The organism is Dyella sp. 2RAB6 (assembly GCF_052115385.1).
Taxonomy (GTDB): Bacteria; Pseudomonadota; Gammaproteobacteria; order Xanthomonadales; family Rhodanobacteraceae; genus Dyella_D.
On sequence record NZ_JBFRGP010000001.1, the window covers coordinates 376,500 to 400,175 of the forward strand.

The following is a 23,676-nucleotide window of genomic DNA, read 5'->3' on the forward strand; positions in this document are numbered from 1 at the left end:
GGGGTTTTTTCTTTGGGGGAGCGGCAGCGGGTTGCCGCTCATTGCCATTGGGCGGCAATGCGCCGCTGACGTTCGTTCTCCTGCCAGTCGGCATGCTCATGTGCGGAAACGAGCTGGTTCTGCCAGGCGGTACCCGCTTGCCGCCATGCGGCGGACAAGGTGCGGAAACGCGTGCCGGCCAGCCATGCCCTGGCGCACAGGCGGCAGGCTCGTGCGTACTCGCCGTGGCGGATAAAGGTCTGGGCCATGCCTTCGATCGCTTCGCCCGGCGGCAGGGACTGATGCTCCAGCTTGCGCGCCAGGTCGAGTGCGACATGGCCCTGCGGCGACATCTCCGGCAAGGACTCGTAAGCGAGCTGGATGGCGAGACGGCATCGCAGGCTCTTCGGCTGCCAGCGCGGGTCGCAGCCGGCGATAAAAGCGTGGGCCAGTGCGTGGGAAAAGATTTCCTTGGCGGCATCGGGCAGCGCTGCGCGCCCTCGCTCCAATGCCACCTCAGCCACGGCCATGGCGACACGCGCATCCGACGCGCGTTCGAACAGCGCATCCAGCAGGCGCTGCGCCTGAGCCAGGGTTTGCATGCGCGTATCGTCATGCTCGCAGTCCGCGCGGCGAAGCAGCACCCGGGCCAGCAGATACTCGCCTTCGTCGGCCATGCCCGGCAGCGTGCACAGGCGCTGGGCCGCCAGGGTGGCTTCGGCAAGCTTGTCGAGCGCGACAGCGCCCAGCTGCTGTTGCGCCACATACAGCAGCACCTCGATCCAGGCCATCAGCACCGCCGCCGAACCATGCTCGACCTGGACGGCATGGCGTACGCACATGTCGTGCAAGGCGAACCGTCTTGAGGCACCGCTCAGCCGCTTGGCCAGGGCCAGATCCAGCTCGATGCCGCGCGCCCTCCAGACCGCCCTGGTCTGCTCTGGCGCCTGCTCCTCGCCGCGCAAGGCATGCGCCTGTGCGGTGCGATGCAGGGCGTGCACCTGTGGCATGCCGGTATAGGCCAGCCGCAGCGCGAGCACCTGGGTGAGCAGCCAGCGGGCTTCCTGCTCGCCTGCTTCGCAGGCTTCGAGCAGGGCCGTTTCCCACGCTTCGAGCAGGGTGGCCGTTACCTGGCGCGGATCGGCAGCTTCGATCAGCGGAAAGCCTGCCACGCCTTCGATCCGAACCGGGGTGCCCGGCACGATGGCCATCGCCAGCGCTTCAAGATGGGAGGCTAGCGAAGAGCGTTGCTCATCCGTGGCCGGGACAGCGTGCGGCTGTGCCATCTGATACGACATGCTGTCCTCCGACCCGATGCGTATGACGTAGAGCGCAGGGACAGAAAAAGCCGGCTCCGTCACGGCGCGAGGCACGTCGTCCCGCGGCGCGTGCACGGACCCGTCCTCACACAACCAGGGCCCGAGCAGGGATTCCCCCGCAAGCGAGTTCACGCCGCCTGCGCCCGGGGAAAGTGGCACCGGGCCGACGTACTGCATCTTCGAGGATGGATCGACGTTCACGACTGCGCCTCCTGCATGCACCCGCACGCTCCGTGTGGGACTGCAAATACAGGCTAGCGAGAAGGGCGATCGGAATGTTCCGAAAAGCAGCGGCCTAGGCTGCGGCGTATCTCCGCCCGCCGCGATACACCGCGCGCACCAGCTCGCCGCCGATCCAGTAGCACAGCTGCGCCGGCCGCTGCACCTGCCACGCGACGAGATCCGCGCGCTTGCCCACGGCAAGCGTGCCGCGGTCATCCAGCCCGAGCGCGCGTGCCGCGTTGACGGTCACGCCGCGCAGCGCTTCTTCCGGCGTAAGGCGGAACAGCGTGCAGGCCATGCCGGCCGCCATGCGCAGCGAGAGCAGCGGCGAGGTGCCGGGATTGCAGTCGGTCGCGACCGCCATCGCCACGCCGTGCGCGCGCAGCGCGGCCAGCGGCGGCAGCCGGGTTTCGCGCAGCGTATAGAACGCGCCCGGCAGCAGCACTGCCACCGTGCCCTTCGCCGCCATCGCGCGCGCACCGTCCTCGCTCAGGTATTCCAGATGGTCGGCGGAAAGGCCGCCGTATTCGGCCACCAGCGCCGCACCTTCCAGATTGGACAGCTGTTCGGCATGCAGCTTGACCGGCAGGCCAAGCGCACGGGCGCGTTCGAACACCCGACGCGTTTCCTCGCGCGTGAAGCCGATGCCCTCGCAGAACGCATCCACCGCATCGACCAGCCCCTCCGCCGCCAGCGCGGGCAGCATCCGGTCGCACACCAGCGCAACGTAGGCGTCGCGGTCGTCCCTGTATTCCGGCGGCAGTGCGTGCAGGCCGAGGAAGGTCGTGCGCACCGTGATGCCCAGTTCGTCGCCGAGCCGGCGCGCCACGCGCAGCATGCGGCGCTCGCTCTCCAGCTCCAGCCCATAGCCGGACTTGATCTCGATGGTGGTGACGCCATCGGCAAGCAGTGCACGCGCGCGTGGCAGCGCCTGCGCGAGCAGCTCTTCCTCATCGGCCTCGCGCGTGGCCTTGACGGTGGAAGCGATGCCGCCGCCGGCGCGCGCGATCTCCTCGTAGCTGGCGCCGTTGAGGCGCAGATCGAACTCGTGCGCGCGGTCGCCGCCGAACACCAGGTGCGTATGGCAGTCGATCAATCCGGGCGTCACCAGTGCGCCATCCAGTTGTTCGACGCGGGCGGCGCGCGTCAGTGCATCGGCCGGAAGCTGTGCGCGCGGCCCGACCCAGGCGATGCGCCCATCGGCGATGGCGAGTGCGCCATCCTCGATCAAGCCGTACGGCTGTTCGCCTTCGAAGGTGGCCAGCGTGGCGCCGGTCAGCAACAGATCCCAGGATGCAGTATTCATGTCGGCTCGCGTGGTTCGGGTGGCGTCGGCGTGGCGGGGTCTTCGACCAGCGCCGGTTCGCCGATGTCGACCTCGGCGCCGGCATCGACGTCGGCGTCGGCAGAAGAGGGCGGCGTTTCGCGCAGCGCCAGTTCCTGTTCGTAACCTTCGATCAGCCGTTCGGCCAGCGCGCGATACACCGGCTTGCGGCACAGCAGCGAGGACGCGGCGCGCGCCAGCAGGCAGGTGGCCATGATCGGCAGCGCCATCTGCTGGTTGGCGGTCAGCTCCATCGAGATCACGGTGGCGGTGAGCGGTGCCTGCGTCACGCCGGACAGATACGCGGCCATCGCCAGCAGCACCACCGCCGGCGCATCCGCACCCGGCAGCAGCGCCGCGATGTTGTCGCCCAGGCCTGCACCCACCGCCAGCGCCGGCGAGAAGATGCCGCCAGGAATGCCGGCCCAGTACGAAGCGATATTGCCGAGGAATTTCAGCGCGCCGAACGCGCCCGTGGTTTCGTGCTGCCCTTCCAGGATCGCCCTGGCTTGCGCATAGCCGGTGCCGTAAAGCCCGGTGCGGGTGAGCTGGCTGAGCAATACCAGGGCCAGGCCGCAGGCGGCCGCGAACAGTACCGGGTGGCGCGCACGCAGGCGGCCCATGGCGCCGCGCAGGCCGCGGTCGTGCGGCAGGATCAGCCGCGCGAACAGGCCGCCGGCCAGGCCGCAGCCGATGCCGGTGGCGAGCACCGCCCACCATGCGCGGCCCAGTGGCAGTCCGATGTCGAGGCGGCCGAAGTACGCGTAATTGCCGAGGATGCCCAGCGACACCACGCCAGCGATGATCACCGCCGTCAGCAGGATGCCGCTCATGCGGTGCTCGAACGCGCCGCTCATTTCCTCGATGGCGAACACCACGCCCGCCAGCGGCGTATTGAATGCGGCTGCCAGGCCCGCGGCGGAACCGGCCAGGATGAAACGCCCGGCCGCGGCGGCATCGGCGAAGCCGAAGCGCCGGCCCAGCGAATACAGGAGCCCCGCGCCCACGTGCACCGTGGGGCCTTCGCGTCCGACCGAGGCGCCGCCGAGCAGCGCGGCCAGCGTCAGCGCCATCTTGCCGAGCGCGACGCGCAGCGACAGCAGGCTTTTGCGGAAGTCTTCGTCCTCGACTTTCAGCGCCGCGATCGCCTGCGGAATGCCCGAGCCGCGCGTGGGCTTGAGCGCGCCCGAGGTGAGCCAGGCGAGCAGGGCGAAGGTCGACGGCGTCACCACGAAGGCCCACCAGCGGCTGTGCTCCAGCATGCGGTGGAACAGCCCGAAGGCGGCGTCGGCGGCCTGCGCGAAACCCACCGCGGCCAGGCCCACCATCACCGCGCCGCTCCAGAACAGCACGCGGCGGCGCCACTGCGTGGGCGAGAACAGATCCGAATCGGCCAGCCGCCGCAAACGGCTGGGCGGTGTTTCAGCGTCCGGCTCGCTCATGCCTTGCCGTCGCGCTTGGTGGTCCAGCGCGTCTCGTACAGATCGAAACGGCGGTCCTTCAGGTTCTGCACCGCGCCGGCATTACGCGCGCGGGCCAGGCTTTCCAGGCGCAGGTCGGCGAACAGCACGGTCTCGATGTTCGGCGTCGAATCGGCGGCGATGCCGTCGCGCGCGAACGGGAAGTCGCTGGGCGTGAGGATGCAGCTCTGGCCGTACTGGATGTCGAAGTTGTTCACGCCCGGGAGATTACCCACATTGCCGGAGAGCACCACGTAGCACTGGTTCTCGATCGCACGCGCCTGCGAGCAGTAGCGCACGCGCAGATAGCCTTCGCGCACGTCGGTGCAGAACGGCACGAACAGGATCAGCGCGCCCTGGTCGGTGAGATGGCGCGCCACTTCCGGGAATTCCGAGTCGTAGCAGATCATCACGCCGATCGGACCGCAGTCGGTCTGGATCGTCGCCGCGCTGTCGCCGCCGGTGATGTTCCATACGGTGCGCTCGCTGGGCGTGGGGTGCAGCTTTTCCTGCTCGTGGATCGAGCCGTCGCGCAGGCATACGTAGCAGACGTTGTGGATGTCGCCGTTGGCCTGCTCGGTGGGATGCGAGCCGGCGATGATGTTGATGTTGTAGTGCACCGCCAGCCGGCTGAAGAGTTCCTTCACCTGCGGCGTGTACTGGCTGAGCTTGCGGATCGACTCGACCGGCGACAGCTCGGCGTTCTCGATCGACAGCAGCTGCAGGGTGATGAGTTCGGGGAAGGTGACGAAGTCCGCGCTGTAGTCCGCCGCGATATCGGTGAAGTATTCGACCTGGGTGGCGAATTCCTCGAACGACTGGATGCGCCGCTGCAGGTATTGCACCGAGGCCACGCGCACCGAATCGGGCAGGCGCTGCGGCGAGGGGATCGACGGCACGTCGGGCTGGTTGAGCAGCTGCGGGTTGCGCCACACCAGGTGCGCCGCGTAGCCCAGCGATTCGTAGTCCGACGGCACGTAGCCGCGCAGCACGCCGATCAGCTGGAAATCGTTGGACAGCTGGAAGCTGAGGGTGGGATCGCGCCGCTTGCCTTCCACCACCGCCTGCACGTAGCCCTCGGCGCTGCCATAGCGCTGGATGGCGCGGGCCAGGCCGGGCACGCGCCCGCCGAACACGATGCCGCGCAGCTTCAGGTCGGTGCACAGCCGCTTGCGTGCCTGGTACAGGCGCTGGCCGATGCGCATGCCGCGGTAGTCCGGATGCACCACCACTTCCATCCCGTACAGCCAGTTGCCGTCCGGCTTGTGGCGCGAGCCCATGCCGCCGCCGGTGATCTGCATCCAGGTATGCGGCGCCAGCGCACTGGCCTCGTCGATGCGGAAAGTGGCGCAGTAGCCGACGATGCGCCCTTCGTACTCGACCACGAACTGGCCTTCCGGGAAGTGCGTCTGCTGCGAACGCAGCATCTCGCCGGAATGGCCCCACTCGGGGGTGTACACGCGGCCGGTCAGCTCGACCAGGGCGGGAACGTCGGCTGGTCGCGCCTGGCGCACCAGCAGCTTCGCTGTGTGTTCATTCTTCTTGGCCATGCCAGACATTATGCCGTAGCCATCCGTGCAGGGCCGGTTACACTCCGCGCAACGCATTCGGAGCCCTGTCGATGAGCGATGCCACCCGTACCTACAGCGCCGACCAGCTCTGGCTGGCCGAAGGGTGGAGCGCCGACGGCGCCTTCGCGGTCGACGCCAGCGGCCGCGTCGCGCCGCCCCTCGCTGAGCATGGCGGGGGCGCGGCCGAGCGGCTTGGCGCCTGGGTGCTGCCGGGCATGCCGAACCTGCATTCGCACGCGTTCCAGCGCGCCATGGCCGGCCTGGCCGAGCGCAAGGGCCGCAGCGACGACAGTTTCTGGACCTGGCGCGAGACCATGTACGCGTTCGCCGCGGCGATCGGGCCGGAGGAACTGAAGGCGATCGCCGCGCAGCTCTACGTGGAGATGCTCAAGGCCGGCTACACGCAGGTGTGCGAATTCCATTATCTGCACCACCAGCCCGACGGCACCCCGTATGCGCAGCCGGAGGCGATGTCGCTGGCCCTGATCGAAGCGGCGCGCGAGACCGGCATCGCCTTGACCCTGCTGCCGGTGCTGTACATGACCGGCGGTTTCGACGGGCGCCCGCTCAGCGCGCGGCAGCGCCGCTTCGGCCATGACTTGTCCTCCTACGTAAGCATGCTCGAAGCCTTGCGCCGCCACGAAGGCGACGGCCTGCGCATCGGCATCGCGCTGCACTCGCTGCGCGCGGTGCCGGAAGAAGCGATGCGCGGCCTGCTCGCCACCCGCATCGCGCAGGACCTGCCGATCCATATCCATATCGCCGAGCAGATCGGCGAAGTGCAGGATTGCCTGGCCACGCGCGGCGCGCGCCCGGTCGAATGGCTGCTCGATCATGCGCCGGTGGACCAGCGCTGGACCCTGGTGCATGCCACGCACCTCACCGGCCACGAAACCTCGCGGCTGGCGCGCAGCGGCGCGGTGGCAGGGCTGTGTCCGACCACCGAAGCGAATCTCGGCGACGGCTTGTTCCCGCTGAGCGATTACCTCGACGCCAAGGGTGTGCTGGGTGTCGGTTCGGATTCGCATATCTCCATTTCGCCGGTGGAAGAACTGCGCTGGCTGGAATACGGCCAGCGCCTGTCCACGCGCCATCGCAATATCGCCGCGCGGCGCGAAGGCGACAGCGTCGGCGAGACCTTGTGGCGCGCCGCGCTGCAAGGCGGCGCGCGTGCAGCCGGCCTGCCGCTTGGGGCGCTGAGTGCGAACGCGCGCGCCGACCTGCTGGTGCTGGACGACGAAGCACCGCTGCTGGCCGCGCGCGACACGCGCTCGCTGCTGGACAGCTTCCTGTTCGCCGGCAATACGCCACTGGTGCGCCACGTGATGTGCGGCGGCCGCTGGGTGGTGCGCGATTTCCGTCATCACGACGAAGCCGGTATCGCCGCGCGTTATCGCGTGGTGGTGGAACGCCTGGCGCGCGGCTGAGCCGGCGCGCCAGTGTCACGACGCGCGGCCGCGCGGGGCGGCTGCCACTTCGAGCGGAGAGCCTTCCATGCAGTCTTCATCCAATGAACTGGGCAAGCTGGTTTTGCGCGTGGTGCTGGGCGCGCTGATCCTGTTCCATGGCGTGTCGAAGCTGATCCACGGTCCGGGCTTCGTGGTGCAGGTACTGGCGCAGCAGGGCTTGCCGTCGTTTCTCGCCTACGGCGTCTACGTCGGCGAAGTGGTGGCGCCGGTGCTGTTGATCCTGGGCCTGTGGGCACGCGTCGGTGCGCTGATCGTCGCGATCAACATGGTGGTGGCCTTGCTGCTGGTGCACACCAGCCAGTTCATGTCGCTGGCCGACACGGGCGGCTGGGCGCTGGAGCTGCAGGGCATGTACCTGGGCGGCGCCATCGCCGTCATGCTGCTGGGGGCGGGGCGTTTCGCGTTCGGCAATACGTACAGCCGCTGGCATTAGCGTCGGGCAGGCTGGGGTGAGCGCAGCGAACCCCAACGTATCGTGCATATCTGCCGCCATGTTGGGGTTCGCTGCGCTCTCCCCAACCTACGCCGCAGGTGTTCAGCACGCTGAACGCGCGGCATCCGTCGCTGCGCGTGTTCGTCATCGCCATTTCACATCCGCCGTTTTCCTGCCCACCTCCCCACTCGGAGCACGTCATGGGCCGGACCAGGATCTTCCTCTGCACCGCTTTGCTTGCCGCCACCGCCGCGCTGAGCGGTTGCATCGTCGTCCCCGCGCGCGGACATGTCTGGGTGCCGGGTTATTGGTCCGGCCCGCACGTGTGGGTCGAAGGCCATTACCGCTATCGCTGAAGCGCCATGCGCTCGCGCAGGAAATCGATGAAGGCGCGCAGCTTCGGCGGCACCTGGAAGCGGCTGGGGTAGTACAGATAGAAACCGTCGTAAGGCGGCAGCCAGGTGTCCAGCACGGTTTCCAGGCGGCCGGCGGTGAGGTGTTCGTGCACCGCCGGCTGCAAGGTGTGAGTCAGGCCTAATCCATCCAGCGCGGCGCGAATAGCCAGCGAAGGGGCGTTGACGATCAACGGCCCACCCACGTCGATATCGAACCAGCGCCCGCGCTGTGCGAATTCCCAGCGATAGATCGCGCCGCTGCTGACGTAGCGGTTGCGGATGCAGGCATGCTGCTGCAACTCGCGCGGATGCTGCGGCCGGCCATGCTGGTCCAGGTAAGCCGGCGCGGCCGCCACGATCGAGCGCACCTTGCCGCCCAGCGGCACCGCCACCATGTCGCGCGCCACGCGTTCGCCCAGGCGGATGCCGCAGTCGTAGCCAGCGGCCACCAGGTCGACCAGGCCGCCGGTGACGTCGATGTCCAGCGTGATGTCGGGCCAGCGTCGCAGGAAATCCGCCTGCATCGGCGCCATCAGCCAGTCCAGCACGATCTCCGGCACGGTCACGCGCAAGGTGCCGGCGGGGCGGTCGCCGTGCTGGCGCAGTTCGTCCAGGGCGCCGTCGATCGCGCCCAGCGCCGGCGTGATGCGTTCCAGGAACTGCCGGCCCGCTTCGGTGAGGCCGACCTTGCGCGTGGTCCGCTGCAGCAGGCGCACGCCGACGCGCTGCTCCAGCTGGCGCATGGTCTGGCTCAGCGCCGAGGCGGTCACCTCCATGTCGGCGGCGGCGCGGGTGAAGCTGCCGTAGCGGGCGATCAGGTGGAAGGCGCGCAGGGTGGGCGAGTGGTCGTCGCGCATTGATTAGTTATCCTAAATAACGCATCAACAGAATCCGTATTTTTCTACGCAATGGCAAGGGCCAGACTGCGTCCATCCCAACGGAGGACAGCCCCATGCCGCTCGATCGCTACTACACCCTCGGCCGCTCCGGCCTGCGCGTCAGCCGCCTCTCGCTCGGCACCATGACCTTCGGCGAGGACTGGGGCTGGGGCTCCGACGCCGCCGAGTCGCACCGCATCTTCGATCTGTACGTGGAGCGCGGCGGCAATTTCATCGACACCGCCAATTTCTATACCGGCGGCAGTTCGGAACGCCTGCTGGGCCAGTTCATCGGCGAGCGCCGCGACTCGCTGGTGGTCGCCACCAAGTACTCGCTCAACATGCGGCCGGACGATCCGAACGGCGGCGGTAACCACCGCAAGAACATGATGCGTTCGGTCGAAGCCAGCCTGCGCCGCCTCAACACCGACTACATCGACCTGCTCTACCTGCACGCCTGGGACGATCTCACCCCGGTGGAAGAAGTGATGCGCGGCTTCGACGACCTGGTGCGCTCGGGCAAGGTGCTGTACGCCGGCATCTCCGACGCACCGGCATGGCAGATCGCGCGCATGCAGACCATCGCCGACCTGCGCGGCTGGGCGCCGCTGGTGGCGCTGCAGGTGCAGTACAACCTGGCCGAGCGCACGGTGGAGCGCGAGCTGCTGCCAATGGCGAAAGAGCTGGGCCTGGGCGTGCTGGCCTGGTCGCCGCTGGCCAGCGGCGTGCTTACCGGCAAGTACAGCCGCGCGGACCTGGCGCACGTCGGCCAGGTGGTCGGCAGCGACGTCACCGGCACGCGCAAGGATGTCGCCGCCGGTATCGGTGCCTTGACGGCGCGCGCTCTCGATATCGCCGAGGTGGTCAAGCAGGTGGCGGAAGAACTGGCGTGCAAGCCGTCGCAGGTGGCATTGGCGTGGACGCTGCTGCATCCCGCCGTGACCGGTCCGATCATCGGCGCGCGCACGCTCAAGCAGCTGGAGGACAACCTCGGTGCGCTGGAGATCGAATTCAGCGACGAACAGCGCCGCCGCCTCGATGCAGCCAGCGCGATCGAACTCGGTTTTCCGCACGACTTCATGCAACTCGAACAGACACGCCAGGTGCTGTTCGGCAACGCCAAGGTCAGCCGCCTTCCCTGATTTCCTGCTCCCCCCACGTCTTGTAAGGAACAGCACGATGTCACTCGACCAGTACTACACCCTGGGCCGCTCCGGCCTGCGCGTCAGCCGTCTCTCGCTCGGCACCATGACCTTCGGCGAGGACTGGGGCTGGGGTGCCGCGGAAGACACCGCGCGCGCCATGTTCGATCGCTATCTCGATGCCGGCGGCAACTTCATCGACACCGCCGACATGTATACCGAAGGCAGCAGCGAAAGCCTGCTCGGCAAGTTCGTGGAGCAGGCCGGCGTGCGCGACCGCGTGGTGATCTCCACCAAGTTCACCTACAACGCGCAGCCCGGCAATCCCAATGCGGGCGGCAACGGACGCAAGAACATCATGCGTGCGGTGGAGGGCTCGCTGCGCCGCCTGCGCACCGACTACATCGATCTGTACCTGCTGCACACCTGGGACCGGCTCACCCCGGCCGAGGAAGTGGTGCGCACGCTGGACGACCTGGTGCGCGCCGGCAAGATCCGCTACGCCGGCCTGTCCGACACGCCGGCCTGGTACGCCGCACGTGCGCAGACCTACGCCGAGGCGCATGCGCTGACGCCGCTGGTGAACATGCAATTGGAATACTCGATGGTCGAGCGCCACATCGAGCACGAGTTCGTGCCGCTGGCCACCGAACTGGGCATGGGCATCACCGCGTGGAGTCCGCTGGGCATGGGCCTGCTGTCGGGCAAGTACCGTCCGAGCGAGGCGGGCGGCGAAGGCGATGGCCGCCTGGCCAAGGTCACCGCGGTGCCGGGCTTCGAGCGCTTCACCGAACGCAACTGGCGCATCGTCGCCGCGCTGGAAGCGGTGGCGCGCGAAAGCGGCCGCAGCATGGCGCAGGTGGCGCTGAACTGGGCGGCGAACCGGCCCGGCATTGCCGCGCTGATCGTCGGCGCGACCAAGCTGGCGCAGCTCGACGACAATCTCGCCGCGCTCGACTTCACGCTGTCCGATGCCTTGCGTCAGCGGCTGGATGAAGCGAGCACGCCGGATGCGCCGTTCCCGTACTACATGTTCGCCGACCGCCAGCAGACCCGCATCCACGGCGGTGTGGCGGTGGGCGACAAGCCGGCCAGCTATGCGCCGCCGGTGTGGGTCGGCGCGGTGGAAGCGCGCGATGTTCGCGCCAGCCGCTGAGGAGCAGCCGTCATGTCAGCCACTTTCTCGCACAAGAAAACCGGCGCGCCGCAGGCGCGCTGGATCGAGGCCGGCGGCGTGCATTTCCATGCCGAGCTGGCCGGGCGCGGCGATGCCGTGACGATGCTGCACGGTTTCCTGGTCGACAGCGGTCAATGGGACGAGGAGTTCGACGCCTTGGCCGCCGATCATCGCGTGCTGCGCTACGACCTGCGCGGTTTCGGCCGATCGTCGATGCCGGACACGCCGTTCGCGCACCATGAAGACCTGGCGCGCGTGCTCGACGACAGCGGCATCGAACGCACGGCCCTGATCGGCTGCTCCGGCGGCGCCGGCAGCGCGCTCGATTTCGCGCTGCAGCAGCCGGAGCGGGTGAGTGCGCTGGCTTTCATCGGCGCCGGCTACTGGGGTCACTACGCCACGCGCACGCCGCAGGCGCAGGCATTCTGGGCGGCGGTGCAGAGCGGGGATTCGGATGCCTTGCTGGAGACTTCGCTGCGCAGCTTCGTGGATGGGCCGCGTCGTAGCCAGGAACAGAGTCATCCGCAAGCACGCGCGCGCATTGCCGCGATGAGCGCATGGAACTTCGGCCGCGCGGATGGCTATTGGAAGCACGCCACGCTGCAACGCAATCCGGCGATCCCCGCCCCGGAGCGGCTGGCGGAATTGCGCATGCCGGTGCTGCTGATCGTCGGCGAGGAGGACCAGCCGGAAGTGATCGAGCTGTCCGAATGCCTCGCCGCGGGCTTGCCGCATGCACGACTGGTGCGCGTGGCGGATGCGGGCCATCACGTGAATATCGAGCGGCCCGACGTGGTGCTGCCGCTGCTGCGCGATTTCCTCGCCGAGGTGCGCGCATGAGCCGCCCGCCTGCCTATGGCGCACCGATCACTCTGGCCGCCGCCGCGCGCGTGATGGCGGCGGCGCAGGCCGAGGCGGAGCGCAACGACTGGCCGATGGCGATCGCCATCGTCGGCAGCGGCGGCCATCTGGTGATGCTGCATGCGCTGGACGATGTGCAGCACGCCAGCGTGGCGGTGGCGCAGGCGAAAGCCGGGACGGCGGTGAATTTCCGCCGCCCGTCGAAGCTGTTCGAGGATGCCGTGCGCGATGGCGGCCTGGGGTTGCGCCTGCTTGGCATGAGCGACCTGCTGCCGCTGGATGGAGGCTTGCCGTTGTATGAGGACGGCAAGGTGGTCGGCGCGATCGGCGTCTCCGGCATGCAGTCCACCCAGGATGCACAAGTGGCCGCCGCTGGTGCGGCTTTGATGCCGCACTAGAAAAAAGAAAGGCCGCGTCCGCACGGGGCGGACGCGGCTTTCACCGGGGCACTACCTTTCCAACCAACTTACTGGGCCGTCGTCGAACTCGAAGCGGCGGCCTTCTGCTGCGCCTTGAGCTGCATCCACTGCTGGCGGCGCTGTTCGCGCTCCTGCTTCAGGGTGACCCACTGCGCCTTCTGCTGCGTGGTCAGCAGGGCGTAGATCTGCGCCTTCAGCTGGGCCTGCTGCTGCACGCGGGTCTGCGTGGCGGTGCCTTCGGCCTGGGCCAGCTGGACCGCGGCGGCCTGGTAGCCGACCTGGTCCGGGGTCATCGACTCGAAAGCCTGGCGCTGCGCGCGCAGGGAGTCGCGCTGGGGCTTGTTCTGGCCGAAGCTGTTCTTGACCAGGTCGTGGATGCTGGCCTTCTGCGCGTCGGTGAGGTTGAGCTTCTGCATGCCCATGCCGAAGCTGTGGTGACCGTGCTCGCCGCCGAAACGCGGGCCGCCGTCCTGGCCGGCCGCGAACGCCGCGGTGCCGAGGGTCATGGCGGAAGCGAGGGCCAGGCCGAGGAAGAGGGACTTGCGCATGTTCTTCACCTTTCGGGTTGGGGGGACTTGCGGAGTATTTGACGACAAGCCCGTGTGTATGTTTTTTGCCGATGGGTAAAGAAGCGTAAAGCCCGTGGTTCCTGGGCTCCCGCGCCGTTTGAATGGCGCAAAAAACCACGCTCATCAAAACCCACGGCCATTGCCCTGCATGCAACGCATTCTTCTAGCCGACGACGATCGCGCCCTGACCGACCTGCTGGCCGAATACCTGCGCCGGGAGGGTTTCGCGGTCGACGTCGCCCATGACGGCGAGGAAGCGCTGGCCCGTCTCAGCAACGCGGCGCAGCGGCCGGACCTGCTGATCCTCGATGTGATGATGCCCGGCCGCGACGGCCTGGAAACCCTGCGCGAGCTGCGCCTGCAGCACCGGCTGCCGGTGATCATGCTGTCCGCCCGCGGCGAGCCGGTGGACCGGGTGATCGGGCTGGAGCTGGGCGCCGACGACTACCTTTCCAAACCCTGCCTGCCGCGCGAGCTGCTGGCCCGCGTGCGGGTGCAGCTGCGCCGCCATTCGCCGGCGGCGGCCGGCACGGTGGAGGTGGGTGTGCTGCGCCTGCTGCCGGGCGAGCGGCGCGCCTATGCGGGCGAGGCGGAGCTGTCGCTGACCGGCGCGGAATTCGGCCTGCTGCTGGCGCTGGCGCAGCGCGCCGGCCAGTTGGTGGACAAGGCCGCGCTTACCCGCATGGCGCTGGGGCGCGAACTGGAACGCTTCGACCGCAGCATCGACGTGCACGTCAGCCGGCTGCGCCACAAGCTGGCGGAGGCTTCCGAACAGGCGCCGCGGATCGAATCGGTGCGTGGCGCGGGCTATGTGCTGGTGACGGGGGCCACATGAATCCGTTCAAGACTTCGCTGTTCTGGCGGCTGCTGGTGTGGTTCGTATTGGCCAACCTGGCGGTGCTGCTGCTGGGCGGCTATGTGACGCGCAGCTTTATCGAATACACCACCGAGAAAGAGATCAACTGGACGGCGCTTGCAGACAGCGCGAACGAGGCTTATACGAGCGGCGGCGCCGACGCGCTCCAGTCATGGATGCGCGATCAGCGCGGCGACGGCGTCGACGCCACGCTGTACGAGAACGGCGCGCCGCTGGTGCCGATCCGCTTGCCCAGCAGCGTACGCGAGCAGCTGCCGCAATGGCTGGCGGCCGGGCACGACCTGGTGATGCAGCCGTATCCGCGCATTTACCTGGCCGTGCAGCAGGTCACCGGCAGCGACGGCCACGTGCGCCAGCTGGTCGCCTTCAGCCGCACCCATTCGCGCATTCCCCTGCAGGCGCGCAGCCAGATCCTGCTGGCCGTGCAGTTCGCGCTGTCGCTGTTGTTCATCGCGCTCATCGGCTGGTGGTTCGCGCGCGGCGTGGCGCGGCCGGTGGAGGCAATGCAGCGCGCGGCACGGCGCATGGCCGCGGGCGAGCTGTCGACGCGGGTCGGCGCGGAAGGGCGGCGCGGTCCCGGCGAGCTCTCGCAGCTGGCGCAGGATTTCGACGCGATGGCGGTGCGCATCGAGGCGCTGGTCGCGCACGACCGCGCCGTGCTGCAGGACCTCTCGCACGAATTGCGCTCGCCGCTGGCGCGCCTGCAGCTGATCCTGGACCTGGCCCGGCGCAGCGACACCGAGCAGGCCGCCGCATATTTCGCCCAGGCCGAGCGCGAGATCGCCCGCCTGGACCAGATGACCGGCGAGATGCTGGCGCTGTCGCGGCTGGAAGGCGGCCTGCCGGGGATGGAGCGCGAACCGGTGGACCTCGCCGCGCTGGCGCGCGAAAGCGTGGCCAAGGCGGCGATCGAGACCTCGGCGCGCGGGCTGCGGCTCAACGCCGCCATCGAGGCGCCGGCCTGGGTCTCCGGCAGCGGCCAGCTGCTCGAGCGCGCGCTGGACAACCTGCTCGGCAACGCCCTCAAGTACAGCCCGGAAGGCGGCGAGGTGGAACTGGCCGTGCGGGCGGAGCAGGGGCGCGTCGAAGTGATCGTGCGCGACCACGGACCCGGCGTGCCGGAGGACGAGCTGTCCCAGCTGTTCCGGCCGTTCTTCCGCGGCAGCAATGCGCCCAAGGCCGACGGCCACGGGCTGGGCCTGGCCATCGTCAGCCGGGTGGCGCAGGTGCATGGCGGCGAGGCGAGCGCCCGCAACGCGGACGGCGGTGGCCTCGAAGTACGCCTGAGCCTGCCGATGGCGTGATTTCGGATAAGTTGGGGTACTGACATTGTCAGTACGCCTGTTAGGCTGGGGGCACTAGCCTGGAGTCTGATTCTCATGACTGATCGCAGCCCACCCGCGCCCAAGCGGGATACGCTGAACCTTCGAATCAAACCGGAGGATCGCAGCATGATCGAGCGCGCCGCCCAGGTGCTGGGCAAGACCCGCACCGATTTCGTCCTCGACGCCGCGCGTGCGTCCGCCGAGGAGGCCCTGCTGGATCAGGCCACGATCAAGATCACGCCCGAGGCGTACGCGGCCTTCCTCGAGCGCCTGGACGCGCCGCCGCAGCCCAATGACCGCCTGCGCAAGACCCTGCGCAGCAAGGCGCCGTGGGACGAGGCGACGCGGGACAAGGCGCCATGGGACAAGGCGTGACGCTTGCCGCACCGGAGCCCTTGTCCGCGCGGCACGACCTGGCTCACTTCGCCTGCGGCCACGACAGCCTGGATCACTGGCTGAAGCGCCGCGCCGCGAAAAACCAGGTGACGGGGGCCTCGCGCACCTACGTCGCCTGTGCGGACAAGCGCGCCGTGGCCTATTACGCCTTGGCGTCCAGCGCGGTCGCGGTCGGTGTCGCCACCGGCCGCTTCAGCCGCAACATGCCCGATCCCGTGCCGGCGGTGGTGCTGGGGCGTCTTGCGGTGGATCGCGCATGGCAGGGCAAAGGCCTGGGGCGTGCCCTGGTGCGCGATGCCTGCGTGCGCAGCTGCCAGGCGGCCGCTGCGATCGGCGTGCGCGGCGTGCTCGTGCATGCGCTGAGCGACAAGGCGCGCGGTTTCTACCGCCATGTGGGTTTCGATCCCTCGCCACTGGATCCGATGCTGCTGATGGTCACGCTCGCCGATCTGGACGCGAACCTCTGACCATCGGCGTGACTGATCATCGGCGCGACCTCCGCATCGCCTAAGATCGTTCTTCGTTCTACCCGCCCTGAGTCCCCCATGCGCTCCAACGCTCTCGCTGCCGTCGGGCTCGCCCTGTGCGCGGCGCTGTTCTTCACGCTGACCTATGTGCTCAACCGCAGCTTCGTCGCCGGCGGCGGGCATTGGGCGTGGGCGGGCATCCTGCGTTATCTCATCACCCTGCCGCTGCTGGCCCTGGTGCTGCCCTGGCAGGGCGGGCTGGGCGAACTGCCGCGGGAATTGCGCCGCCATCCGCGCACCTGGCTGCTGTGGAGCAGCGTGGGCTTCGTGCTGTTCGGCGTGCCGCTGACCTGGGCCGCCGGCAGCGGGCCGTCGTGGCTGGTCGCCGGCAGTTTCCAGACCACCGTGCTGGCCGGGCCGCTGATGGCGCCGCTGATCTATCGCGACGCACGCGGCCGGCTGGCCTGGCGCACGCTGGCGATCGGCGCGCTGATCGTGGCCGGCGTGTTCGCGCTGCAGTGGGGCCATGCGCAAGGTCGCCTGGGCGCGGGCGACTGGCTGGCGATCGGCGCGGTGGTGGTCTCCGCCTTCGCCTATCCGCTGGGCAACCGCATGCTGCTGCTGCACCTGGAGCACGGCCATGCGCGGCTCGGCGCGGTGCAGCGCGTGTTCGGCATGACGCTGTGCAGCTGGCCGCTGTGGCTGCTGTTCGCGGCGATCGCGTGGGCGACGATCGGCCCGCCGTCGTGGCGCGACGTGCTGCTTGCAGGCGGCGTGGCGCTGTCCTCCGGCGTGATCGCCACCGTGCTGTTCTTCCGCGCCACCGACATGGTGCGCAGCGAAGCCACCGCGCTGGCCGCGGTGGAGGCGATGCAGGCAGCGGAGCTGCTGTTCGCCACCTTGCTCGGCGCGCTGCTGCTCGGCGAGGCCTGGCCGCACGGCTATGCCGCGTTCGGTGCGGCGCTGATCGTGGCGGGCATCGCGCTGTTCGGCTGGATCAGCGGGCGCGGCGCGGCCGGCCACGATGAGGAACTACGCACATTGCGCACCGACCGGGGCGCTTGATCGCGGCCGTCCAGACGTCCGGAGCTTGCCTGCGCGGCGCGCCTCGGGTTAAACACCCTGGTTTGGCAGCATGGGCGAGGTGGGCGATGCGACAGCTTTGTGCGCGGGCAGTGTGGGCTTGCATGGTGGCCGGGGCGTCGCTGGCGCCGATGGCGGCGGCGGACGAGCACGGCGCGCCGGTATTGCGCTGGGATCCGGCCCATCTGGGCAATCACCGCTATCTGGTGCAGGTCGACGCGCCGGCCGAAGCGGTGCGCGTGGTGATTCCCTGGCGCCGGCGCGATGCGCATCCGGAGAAGGTCGCGGTCATCGTCACGGATCCCGACGGCACGCCGGTCGCCAACGTCCTGCGCGGCACGATCGACCGCGCTTCCGGCGAGCTGGTGTTCCAGGCGGCCAAGGCGGGTACTTACGCGGTGTACTACCAGCCTTATGTCGGTGGCGGGCGCAGCAATTACCCCGTGGTGAATTACGCCGCGCCGCGCGACACCGCCGACAAGGCCTGGGCCGGCAAGCTGGCCAAGGTCTCGGCCTGGAGCCGCCTTGCGCAGGCACAGGTGCAGCGCTACGAAGCGGTCGACGATTTCGACGCCTATGCCGCGATGGAGCGCACCGCCACGCCGGCCGAACAGGACGCGCTGCTGGCCGCGCACACCGAAGCGCTGCTGCTGTTCCCGGAAACGCGCGCCAACCCGGTGCGCATGTTCGACAGGTTGCCGGTGTCCTGGGCGCAGCGCGGCCCCGGCGGCACGCTGAGCGACAGTGCGCTGCGCGGCGAATACCTCAGCTTCCAGATCGGCGTGTGGGCGGCGCGCGCGCCGGTGAACGCGGTGCGCGTGGCCTTCGGCGACCTGCACGGCCCCGACGGCGCGATCATCCCAGCCACCGCGCTGACCTGCTTCAACCTGCGCGGCGTCGATTACACCGGCCGGCCGTTCAGTACTCGCGTGGACGTGGCGAAGGGGCGCGTGCAACCGCTGTGGATGGGCGTGGACATTCCCGCGGATGCCAAGCCGGGCGTGTACCAGGGCGAGGTGACGGTCAGCGCCGACGGCGTGGAAGCGCAGCGCGTGCCGCTGGCCATCACGGTCGGCGACGCGGCCGCCGTCGCACACGGCGACGACGATCCGTTCAAGCTCACCCGCCTGCGCTGGCTCGATTCCACCCTGGCGCAGGACGACGCGGTGGTGAAGCCGTTCACGCCAATCGTGGTGAAAGGCGCGAACCTGGAAATCCTCGGCCGCGATATCGCATTGGCCGACAGCGGCCTGCCGGCGCAGATCCAGAGCCGCTTCGACGAGCGCATGACCGGTTTCGCCAAGCAGTCGCGCGCGCTGCTGCAGGCGCCGATGCAGCTGCTGGTGGAAGACGCTTCCGGCATCCATCCGCTGAGCGGCAAGGGCGCACCGAAAGTGGAAACGGATGGCCCGGGCAAGGTGCACTGGACGGTGACCGGCGATGCCGGCCCGCTGCGCGGCGAACTGAAGGCGTCGCTGGAGGCGGACGGTACGCTGCAATACGCGATCGAGCTGCAAGCCGACAAGGAAACGCCGATCGGCGATATCCGCCTGGAGATCCCGCTGCGCAACGACGTCGTCCATTACCAGCTCGGCCTCGGCCAGCAGGGTGGCGAGGCGCCGGCCGGCTTCAGCTGGTACTGGAACGTGCACAACAACCAGGACGGCGCGTGGATCGGCGCCGTCAACGCGGGGCTGGAATTCCACCTGCGCGACGAGCATTACCTGCGCCCGCTCAACACCAACTTCTACCAGCAGCAGCCGTTGCGCATCCCGCAGTCCTGGGACAACGGCGGGCAGGGCGGCATCGAGCTGGAGCGCGGCAAGGAGCGCTACCTGGTCAAGGCGTTCAGCGGTTCGCGCACGCTGAAGGCGGGGCAGACGCTGCGCTATGACGTGGTGCTGCGCGTCACGCCGTTCAAGACGATCCAGCCGGCGAAACAATTCAGCGAGCGCTTCTTCCACAAGTACGGCGAGCTCGACGCGATCAAGGCCGACGGCGCCAACGTGGTGAACATCCATCACGCCACGCCGATCAATCCGTGGATCAACTATCCGTTCCTGGAAGCCGAGGCGATGCGCACGTACATCGACGCGGCCCACCAGCGCGGCATGCGCGTGAAGATCTACGACACCATCCGCGAGCTGTCCGACCGCGCTCCCGAACTGCCCATGCTCGAATCGCTGGGCCACGAGGTGATCAGCGCCGGCAAGGGCGGCGGCTTCTCCTGGCTGCAGGAGCATATGGGCGGCGACTACATCCCCGCCTGGCACGTGCCGGAGAACCGCGACGCGGCGGTGATCAATGCCGGCCAGAGCCGCTGGCACAACTACTACATCGAAGGCCTGGACTGGCTGGCGCGCAACGAAGGCATCGACGGGCTGTATCTGGATGACGTGGCCTACGACCGCACCACCATGAAGCGCGTGCGCAAGGTGTTGCAGGCGCATCGTGGCGATCCGCTGATCGACCTGCATTCGGCCAACCAGTACAACCCGCGCGACGGCTATATCAACAGCGCGCTGCTGTACATGGAGCTGTTCCCGTATATCGACCGCCTGTGGTTCGGCGAGTACTTCGACTACGAGAAGACCACGCCGGCGTACTGGCTCACCGAGATCTCCGGCATCCCCTACGGTTTGATGGGCGAGATGCTGCAGAACGACGGTAATCCGTGGCGCGGCATGGTGTTCGGCATGACCAGCCGGCTCGGCTGGTCGGCCAAGAGCGATCCGCGTCCGCTGTGGAAGCTGTGGGACGAGTTCGGCATCGCCAAGGCCGAGATGATCGGCTGGTGGGTGCACGACGCGCCGGTGCAGACCGGCCGCGACGACGTGCTCGCCACCAGCTATGTGCGCAAGGGGCAGGGCACCCTGGTCGCGCTGGCCTCGTGGGCGCCGGAGAAGACCGACGCCAAGCTCAGCATCGACTGGAAGGCGTTGGGCCTGAATCCGGCCAAGGCGAAGCTGGTGGCGGTGGCGGTGCCGGGCTTCCAGCCGGCAGCGACGTTCAAGCCCGGCGATGCGATTCCGCTGGAGCCGGGCAAGGGCTGGCTGCTGCGGGTGGAGTGAGGCTGCTCGAGCGGGCTCGCCGAGGTTTGGCTTTATCCTTGGCGGACGCGCCTCCCCCGGCGCGCCGCCAAGGATCGCCATGCAAGTGAAGGCCGCCGCGAACCGCGCGGGCGACGATTTCATCCGCCACGGTACGCCGCTGTTCCGGCGCACCAATTTCGCGCTGTTCGCCGCGGGCATCGCCACCTTCGGCCTGCTGTATTGCGTGCAGCCGCTGATGCCGGAGTTCAGCAAGGACTTCGGCGTCAACGCGGCTGGCGCGGCCTTGTCGCTGTCGCTCACCACCGGCGTGCTGGCGTTCGCGATGCTGGTGGCCGGTGCGCTGTCCGACGCCTGGGGCCGCAAGTCGGTGATGACCGTGTCGCTGTTGACCTCGTCGCTGCTGGTGATCGCCACGGCGATGGTGCGCGACTGGCACACGCTGCTGGTGCTGCGCACCCTGCTCGGGCTCACCCTGAGCGGTCTGCCGGCGGTGGCGATGACCTATCTCAGCGAAGAGATGCATCCGGAATCGATCGGCCTGGGGATGGGCCTGTACATCAGCGGCAACGCGCTCGGCGGCATGGGCGGACGCCTGGTGGCCGGCGTGCTGGCCGACTTCGTCGGCTGGCGCGCGGGCGTGGGCGCGGTCGGCGCGATCGGTCTGCTGGCGGGGCTGGTGTTCTGGCGCAGCCTGCCGCCGTCGCGGCATTTCAGCGTGCAGCCGTTCGATCGGAAAACCCTGCAGGCGCGCTTCACCGGTGCGTTCCGCGATCCGGGCCTGCCGTGGCTGTTCGCCAGCGGCTTCCTGCTGCTGGGCGCCTTCGTCACCGTCTACAACTTCATCGGCTACCGCTTGCTGGCGCCGCCGTACGGGCTGAGCCAGGCGGTGGTGGGCCTGATCTTCAGCGTCTATCTGATCGGCACCTTCAGTTCGGCCTGGATGGGCCACCTGGCCGGCAAGCTGGGGCGGCGCAAGGTGCTGTGGACTGCGTTCGCGCTGATGCTGGCGGGCGTGCTGCTCACGCTGACCACGCCGCTGCTGCTGATCGTGCTGGGCATCGTGGCGATCACCTTCGGCTTCTTCGGCGGGCATTCGATCGCCAGCAGCTGGGTCGGGCGGCGCGCGGGCGTCGCGAAGGCGCAGGCTTCGTCGATGTATCTGTTTGCGTATTACATGGGCTCGAGCCTGGCCGGCGCGGGCGGTGGCTTGTTCTACGCATCGCACGGGTGGAACGGCGTGGCGGCGTTCGTCGGTGCGCTGGTGCTGGCGGGCTTGCTGATCGCGTGGCGCCTGCGGCATCTGGCGCCGCTGCCGGGGCCGCCGTCGAAGGGCGACGAGCCGCCGCTGGCGGAGGTTTGACGGCCGTGGCTCGGCGTAGGTTGGGGTGAGCCGCAGGCGAACCCCAACGTCGTTTCATTCATGCGCTTCGCCATGTTGGGGTTCGCCTGCGGCTCACCCCAACCTGGGCGACGCGTCAGGGCTTCAGCGCACCCTTCAACGCCTGCGCATCACCATCGTTCTGCACCGGCGTCAGGTCCAGCAGCTGGGTCATCAGCGGATAGACGTCCACGTTGGAGATCGCCGGCAGCACCGTGCCCTGGCGGAACGCCGGGCCGCGCGCCACGAACAGCGCCTGCATGGTCGGATCGGCGTTGTCGTAGCCGTGTTCGCCCAGGCTCAGCTTGTCGCCTTTCTTGAGCCTCTTGGCCACGTAATCGGCGGTGGTCACGCGCCAGCCCACGTCGGCCAGGCACACCAGCTGCGGTACGCGCGGATTCTTGCCGTAGGCGAAGCGCGCGGGGATGCGCGTCTTGTCCCAGCACTGCATGTGCTGCTGGGTCTTTTCCAGTTTTGCTTCGATCTTGCCGAAGTCGTGGCCAGGCTTGGGATTGAAGCCGGCCAGCACGCCCATGCTCACCACCTGCAACTGGTTCAGCGGCACCAGCTTGTCGATCATCACGTTGTGCTTGGCGGGGACGGCGGCCATGCCGTGGTCGGACACCACGATCAGGTTGATGCGGTCGAGCAGGCCGCGCTGCTTCAGGCCGTCGACCAGACGGGCGAGCGCGCCGTCGACCTTGCCGATCGACTCGTTCACCTGCTTGGAATCCGGGCCGTAGCTGTGGCCGGCGTGGTCGACGTCGTCGAAGTACAGGGTGAGGAAGGTCGGGCGCTCGCCGGCCGGCAGGTCCAGCCAGCTCAGCACGGTGTCCACGCGCTGCTCCGGCGCCATCGCGCCGTCGAACGGCAGCCAATGATCCGGACGATAATCGTGGATCGCCGCCTCGCTGCCCGGCCAGAACATGGTCGCGGTCTTCATGCCCTGGCGGCCGGCGGTTTCCCAGATCGGCGTGGCCTGGGCCCACCAGCGGCCATCGGCGCCGGCCGCGCGGTTGCTCAGCGAGAACTCGCCCAGCTGCGGGTCGAACATGGTGTTGTTGACCATGCCGTGATGATCCGGGCGCAGGCCGGTGACGATGGTGTAGTGGTTCGGGAAGGTCAGCGACGGGAAGGAGGGCTGCATGGCCTGGGCGCGCACGCCCTGCTGGGCCAGCGCGGCCAGGGTCGGGCTCAGCCCGCGCTGGAGGTAGTCGGCGCGGAAGCCGTCGATCGAGATCAGCAGCAGCGGCAACGGCGCGGCTTTGACCACCGGGGCGGGCTTGGCCGGCGGACGGGTGGCACACCCGGCGCTGAACGCGGCGAGGGAGCAGAACAGGAGGCGAAACAGGATTTTCATGCGCGAGTCCCTACGATGTTCCAGGCAATCCCACCATCATCGCGCACTCGTATGACCATTACATCTCTGTCCATACGCCGTCTCGCCGGTCTGGCCCTGCTGGTGCTGTGCGCGGTGCCCGCTGCCGGCCTGGCGCAACAGCAGCAGCGCCAGCAGGCGCAGCAGCCCAACTACAACGCCATCAACGCGCAGCAGGCGAACCAGCAGGCGATCCTGCAGGACAAGCTCAACACCAGCCAGATGCTGGAGCAGCAGCGCCAGCGCAACGCCGCCGCGATCCGCCAGCCGCTGTCGAACAACCCCGCCGCGACGCAGTCGCTGGACCTCTCCAACCAGGCCCAGCAGGACCGCTTCAATGCGCGCCAGCGCGATGCGGTGGACCAGTACCGCGCCGCTTCCTCCACCGCGCCGGTGCTGCTGCCGCAGCCGGCACGGTCGTCGACGCCGAAGAAGCCGCCGCCGTCCGCGCTGGACCAGCTCCATCCAAAGCCGTCCACGCAGAGCCCGCCGCAGCACTGA

General features: G+C 68.7%; 22 protein-coding genes. 15 read left to right on the forward strand and 7 right to left on the reverse strand.

Going from position 1 to position 23,676, the window contains the following annotated elements:
* Positions 1-38: 38 nt before the first annotated feature.
* The 4 genes from AB4083_RS01690 to AB4083_RS01705 all read right to left on the reverse strand — a co-directional run bounded on the left by AB4083_RS01690 (position 39) and on the right by AB4083_RS01705 (position 5,854).
* Entirely contained in the window at positions 39-1,190 is a 1,152-nt protein-coding gene (locus AB4083_RS01690; protein WP_441606023.1) for a hypothetical protein, read from the reverse strand.
* Between the two features lie 403 nt (positions 1,191-1,593).
* Entirely contained in the window at positions 1,594-2,826 is a 1,233-nt protein-coding gene (gene hutI, locus AB4083_RS01695) for an imidazolonepropionase (RefSeq protein WP_441606024.1), read from the reverse strand.
* Positions 2,823-4,286 (reverse strand): chloride channel protein, encoded by a 1,464-nt coding sequence (locus AB4083_RS01700; RefSeq protein WP_441606025.1) that lies wholly within the window; start codon positions 4,284-4,286, stop codon positions 2,823-2,825. Before AB4083_RS01700 ends, hutI begins: the two co-directional genes overlap by 4 nt.
* Positions 4,283-5,854 (reverse strand): GNAT family N-acetyltransferase, encoded by a 1,572-nt coding sequence (locus AB4083_RS01705; protein WP_441606026.1) that lies wholly within the window; start codon positions 5,852-5,854, stop codon positions 4,283-4,285. Before AB4083_RS01705 ends, AB4083_RS01700 begins: the two co-directional genes overlap by 4 nt.
* Positions 5,855-5,925: 71 nt before the next feature.
* Between AB4083_RS01705 and AB4083_RS01710 the strand changes: the two genes are divergently transcribed.
* The 3 genes from AB4083_RS01710 (at position 5,926) to AB4083_RS01720 (ending at position 8,133) form a co-directional block, all read left to right on the forward strand.
* Positions 5,926-7,302 (forward strand): formimidoylglutamate deiminase, encoded by a 1,377-nt coding sequence (locus AB4083_RS01710; RefSeq protein ID WP_441606027.1) that lies wholly within the window; start codon positions 5,926-5,928, stop codon positions 7,300-7,302.
* Between the two features lie 67 nt (positions 7,303-7,369).
* Positions 7,370-7,777, forward strand: a complete 408-nt coding sequence (locus AB4083_RS01715) for a DoxX family protein (protein WP_441606028.1) — start codon at positions 7,370-7,372, stop codon at positions 7,775-7,777.
* A 200-nt stretch (positions 7,778-7,977) separates the two neighbouring features.
* Entirely contained in the window at positions 7,978-8,133 is a 156-nt protein-coding gene (locus AB4083_RS01720; RefSeq protein WP_441606029.1) for a hypothetical protein, read from the forward strand.
* Here AB4083_RS01720 and AB4083_RS01725 read toward each other — a convergent pair.
* On the reverse strand, positions 8,124-9,029 hold the full coding sequence (locus AB4083_RS01725; protein ID WP_441606030.1) for a LysR family transcriptional regulator: 906 nt from the start codon (positions 9,027-9,029) through the stop codon (positions 8,124-8,126). The genes AB4083_RS01720 and AB4083_RS01725 overlap by 10 nt on opposite strands.
* Positions 9,030-9,124: 95 nt before the next feature.
* On the opposite strand from AB4083_RS01725, the gene AB4083_RS01730 reads away from it, so the two are divergent.
* Genes AB4083_RS01730 through AB4083_RS01745 form a run of 4 tightly spaced genes read left to right on the forward strand, consistent with a single transcriptional unit; the run spans position 9,125 to position 12,628 of the window.
* Entirely contained in the window at positions 9,125-10,192 is a 1,068-nt protein-coding gene (locus AB4083_RS01730) for an aldo/keto reductase (RefSeq protein WP_441606031.1), read from the forward strand.
* Positions 10,193-10,229: 37 nt separating this feature from the next.
* Positions 10,230-11,348, forward strand: a complete 1,119-nt coding sequence (locus AB4083_RS01735) for an aldo/keto reductase (RefSeq protein ID WP_441606032.1) — start codon at positions 10,230-10,232, stop codon at positions 11,346-11,348.
* Between the two features lie 12 nt (positions 11,349-11,360).
* Positions 11,361-12,209, forward strand: coding sequence for an alpha/beta fold hydrolase (locus tag AB4083_RS01740; protein ID WP_441606033.1), 849 nt, complete (start codon positions 11,361-11,363; stop codon positions 12,207-12,209).
* Complete coding sequence (locus AB4083_RS01745) at positions 12,206-12,628, forward strand: GlcG/HbpS family heme-binding protein (RefSeq protein WP_441606034.1); 423 nt, start codon at positions 12,206-12,208, stop codon at positions 12,626-12,628. The genes AB4083_RS01740 and AB4083_RS01745 overlap by 4 nt, the downstream gene beginning before the upstream one ends.
* A 68-nt stretch (positions 12,629-12,696) precedes the next feature.
* Here the strand turns inward: AB4083_RS01745 and AB4083_RS01750 are convergent, their stop codons facing one another.
* Complete coding sequence (locus tag AB4083_RS01750; RefSeq protein WP_441606035.1) at positions 12,697-13,197, reverse strand: Spy/CpxP family protein refolding chaperone; 501 nt, start codon at positions 13,195-13,197, stop codon at positions 12,697-12,699.
* A 169-nt stretch (positions 13,198-13,366) separates the two neighbouring features.
* On the opposite strand from AB4083_RS01750, the gene AB4083_RS01755 reads away from it, so the two are divergent.
* From AB4083_RS01755 to AB4083_RS01785, 7 genes are all read left to right on the forward strand, one after another.
* Positions 13,367-14,053, forward strand: a complete 687-nt coding sequence (locus tag AB4083_RS01755; RefSeq protein ID WP_441606036.1) for a response regulator — start codon at positions 13,367-13,369, stop codon at positions 14,051-14,053.
* Positions 14,050-15,399: a sensor histidine kinase gene (locus AB4083_RS01760; RefSeq protein ID WP_441606037.1), complete on the forward strand. Its 1,350-nt coding sequence runs from the start codon at positions 14,050-14,052 to the stop codon at positions 15,397-15,399. The genes AB4083_RS01755 and AB4083_RS01760 overlap by 4 nt, the downstream gene beginning before the upstream one ends.
* A gap of 75 nt (positions 15,400-15,474) precedes the next feature.
* Positions 15,475-15,795: a type II toxin-antitoxin system TacA family antitoxin gene (locus tag AB4083_RS01765; protein WP_441606038.1), complete on the forward strand. Its 321-nt coding sequence runs from the start codon at positions 15,475-15,477 to the stop codon at positions 15,793-15,795.
* Positions 15,780-16,283 (forward strand): GNAT family N-acetyltransferase, encoded by a 504-nt coding sequence (locus AB4083_RS01770; RefSeq protein ID WP_441606039.1) that lies wholly within the window; start codon positions 15,780-15,782, stop codon positions 16,281-16,283. Before AB4083_RS01765 ends, AB4083_RS01770 begins: the two co-directional genes overlap by 16 nt.
* 78 nt (positions 16,284-16,361) lie before the next feature.
* Positions 16,362-17,348 (forward strand): multidrug resistance efflux transporter family protein, encoded by a 987-nt coding sequence (locus AB4083_RS01775; RefSeq protein ID WP_441606040.1) that lies wholly within the window; start codon positions 16,362-16,364, stop codon positions 17,346-17,348.
* Between the two features lie 122 nt (positions 17,349-17,470).
* Positions 17,471-20,437 (forward strand): glycoside hydrolase domain-containing protein, encoded by a 2,967-nt coding sequence (locus AB4083_RS01780; RefSeq protein WP_441606041.1) that lies wholly within the window; start codon positions 17,471-17,473, stop codon positions 20,435-20,437.
* A 79-nt stretch (positions 20,438-20,516) separates the two neighbouring features.
* Positions 20,517-21,779, forward strand: a complete 1,263-nt coding sequence (locus tag AB4083_RS01785; protein ID WP_441606042.1) for an MFS transporter — start codon at positions 20,517-20,519, stop codon at positions 21,777-21,779.
* Positions 21,780-21,894: 115 nt separating this feature from the next.
* Here AB4083_RS01785 and AB4083_RS01790 read toward each other — a convergent pair whose 3' ends face one another.
* A complete protein-coding gene (locus AB4083_RS01790; protein WP_441606043.1) occupies positions 21,895-23,157 on the reverse strand; it encodes an alkaline phosphatase family protein in 1,263 nt (420 codons plus the stop codon).
* Positions 23,158-23,208: 51 nt separating this feature from the next.
* Here AB4083_RS01790 and AB4083_RS01795 point away from each other — a divergent pair, with 51 nt between their 5' ends.
* Positions 23,209-23,676, forward strand: coding sequence for a hypothetical protein (locus AB4083_RS01795; protein ID WP_441606044.1), 468 nt, complete (start codon positions 23,209-23,211; stop codon positions 23,674-23,676).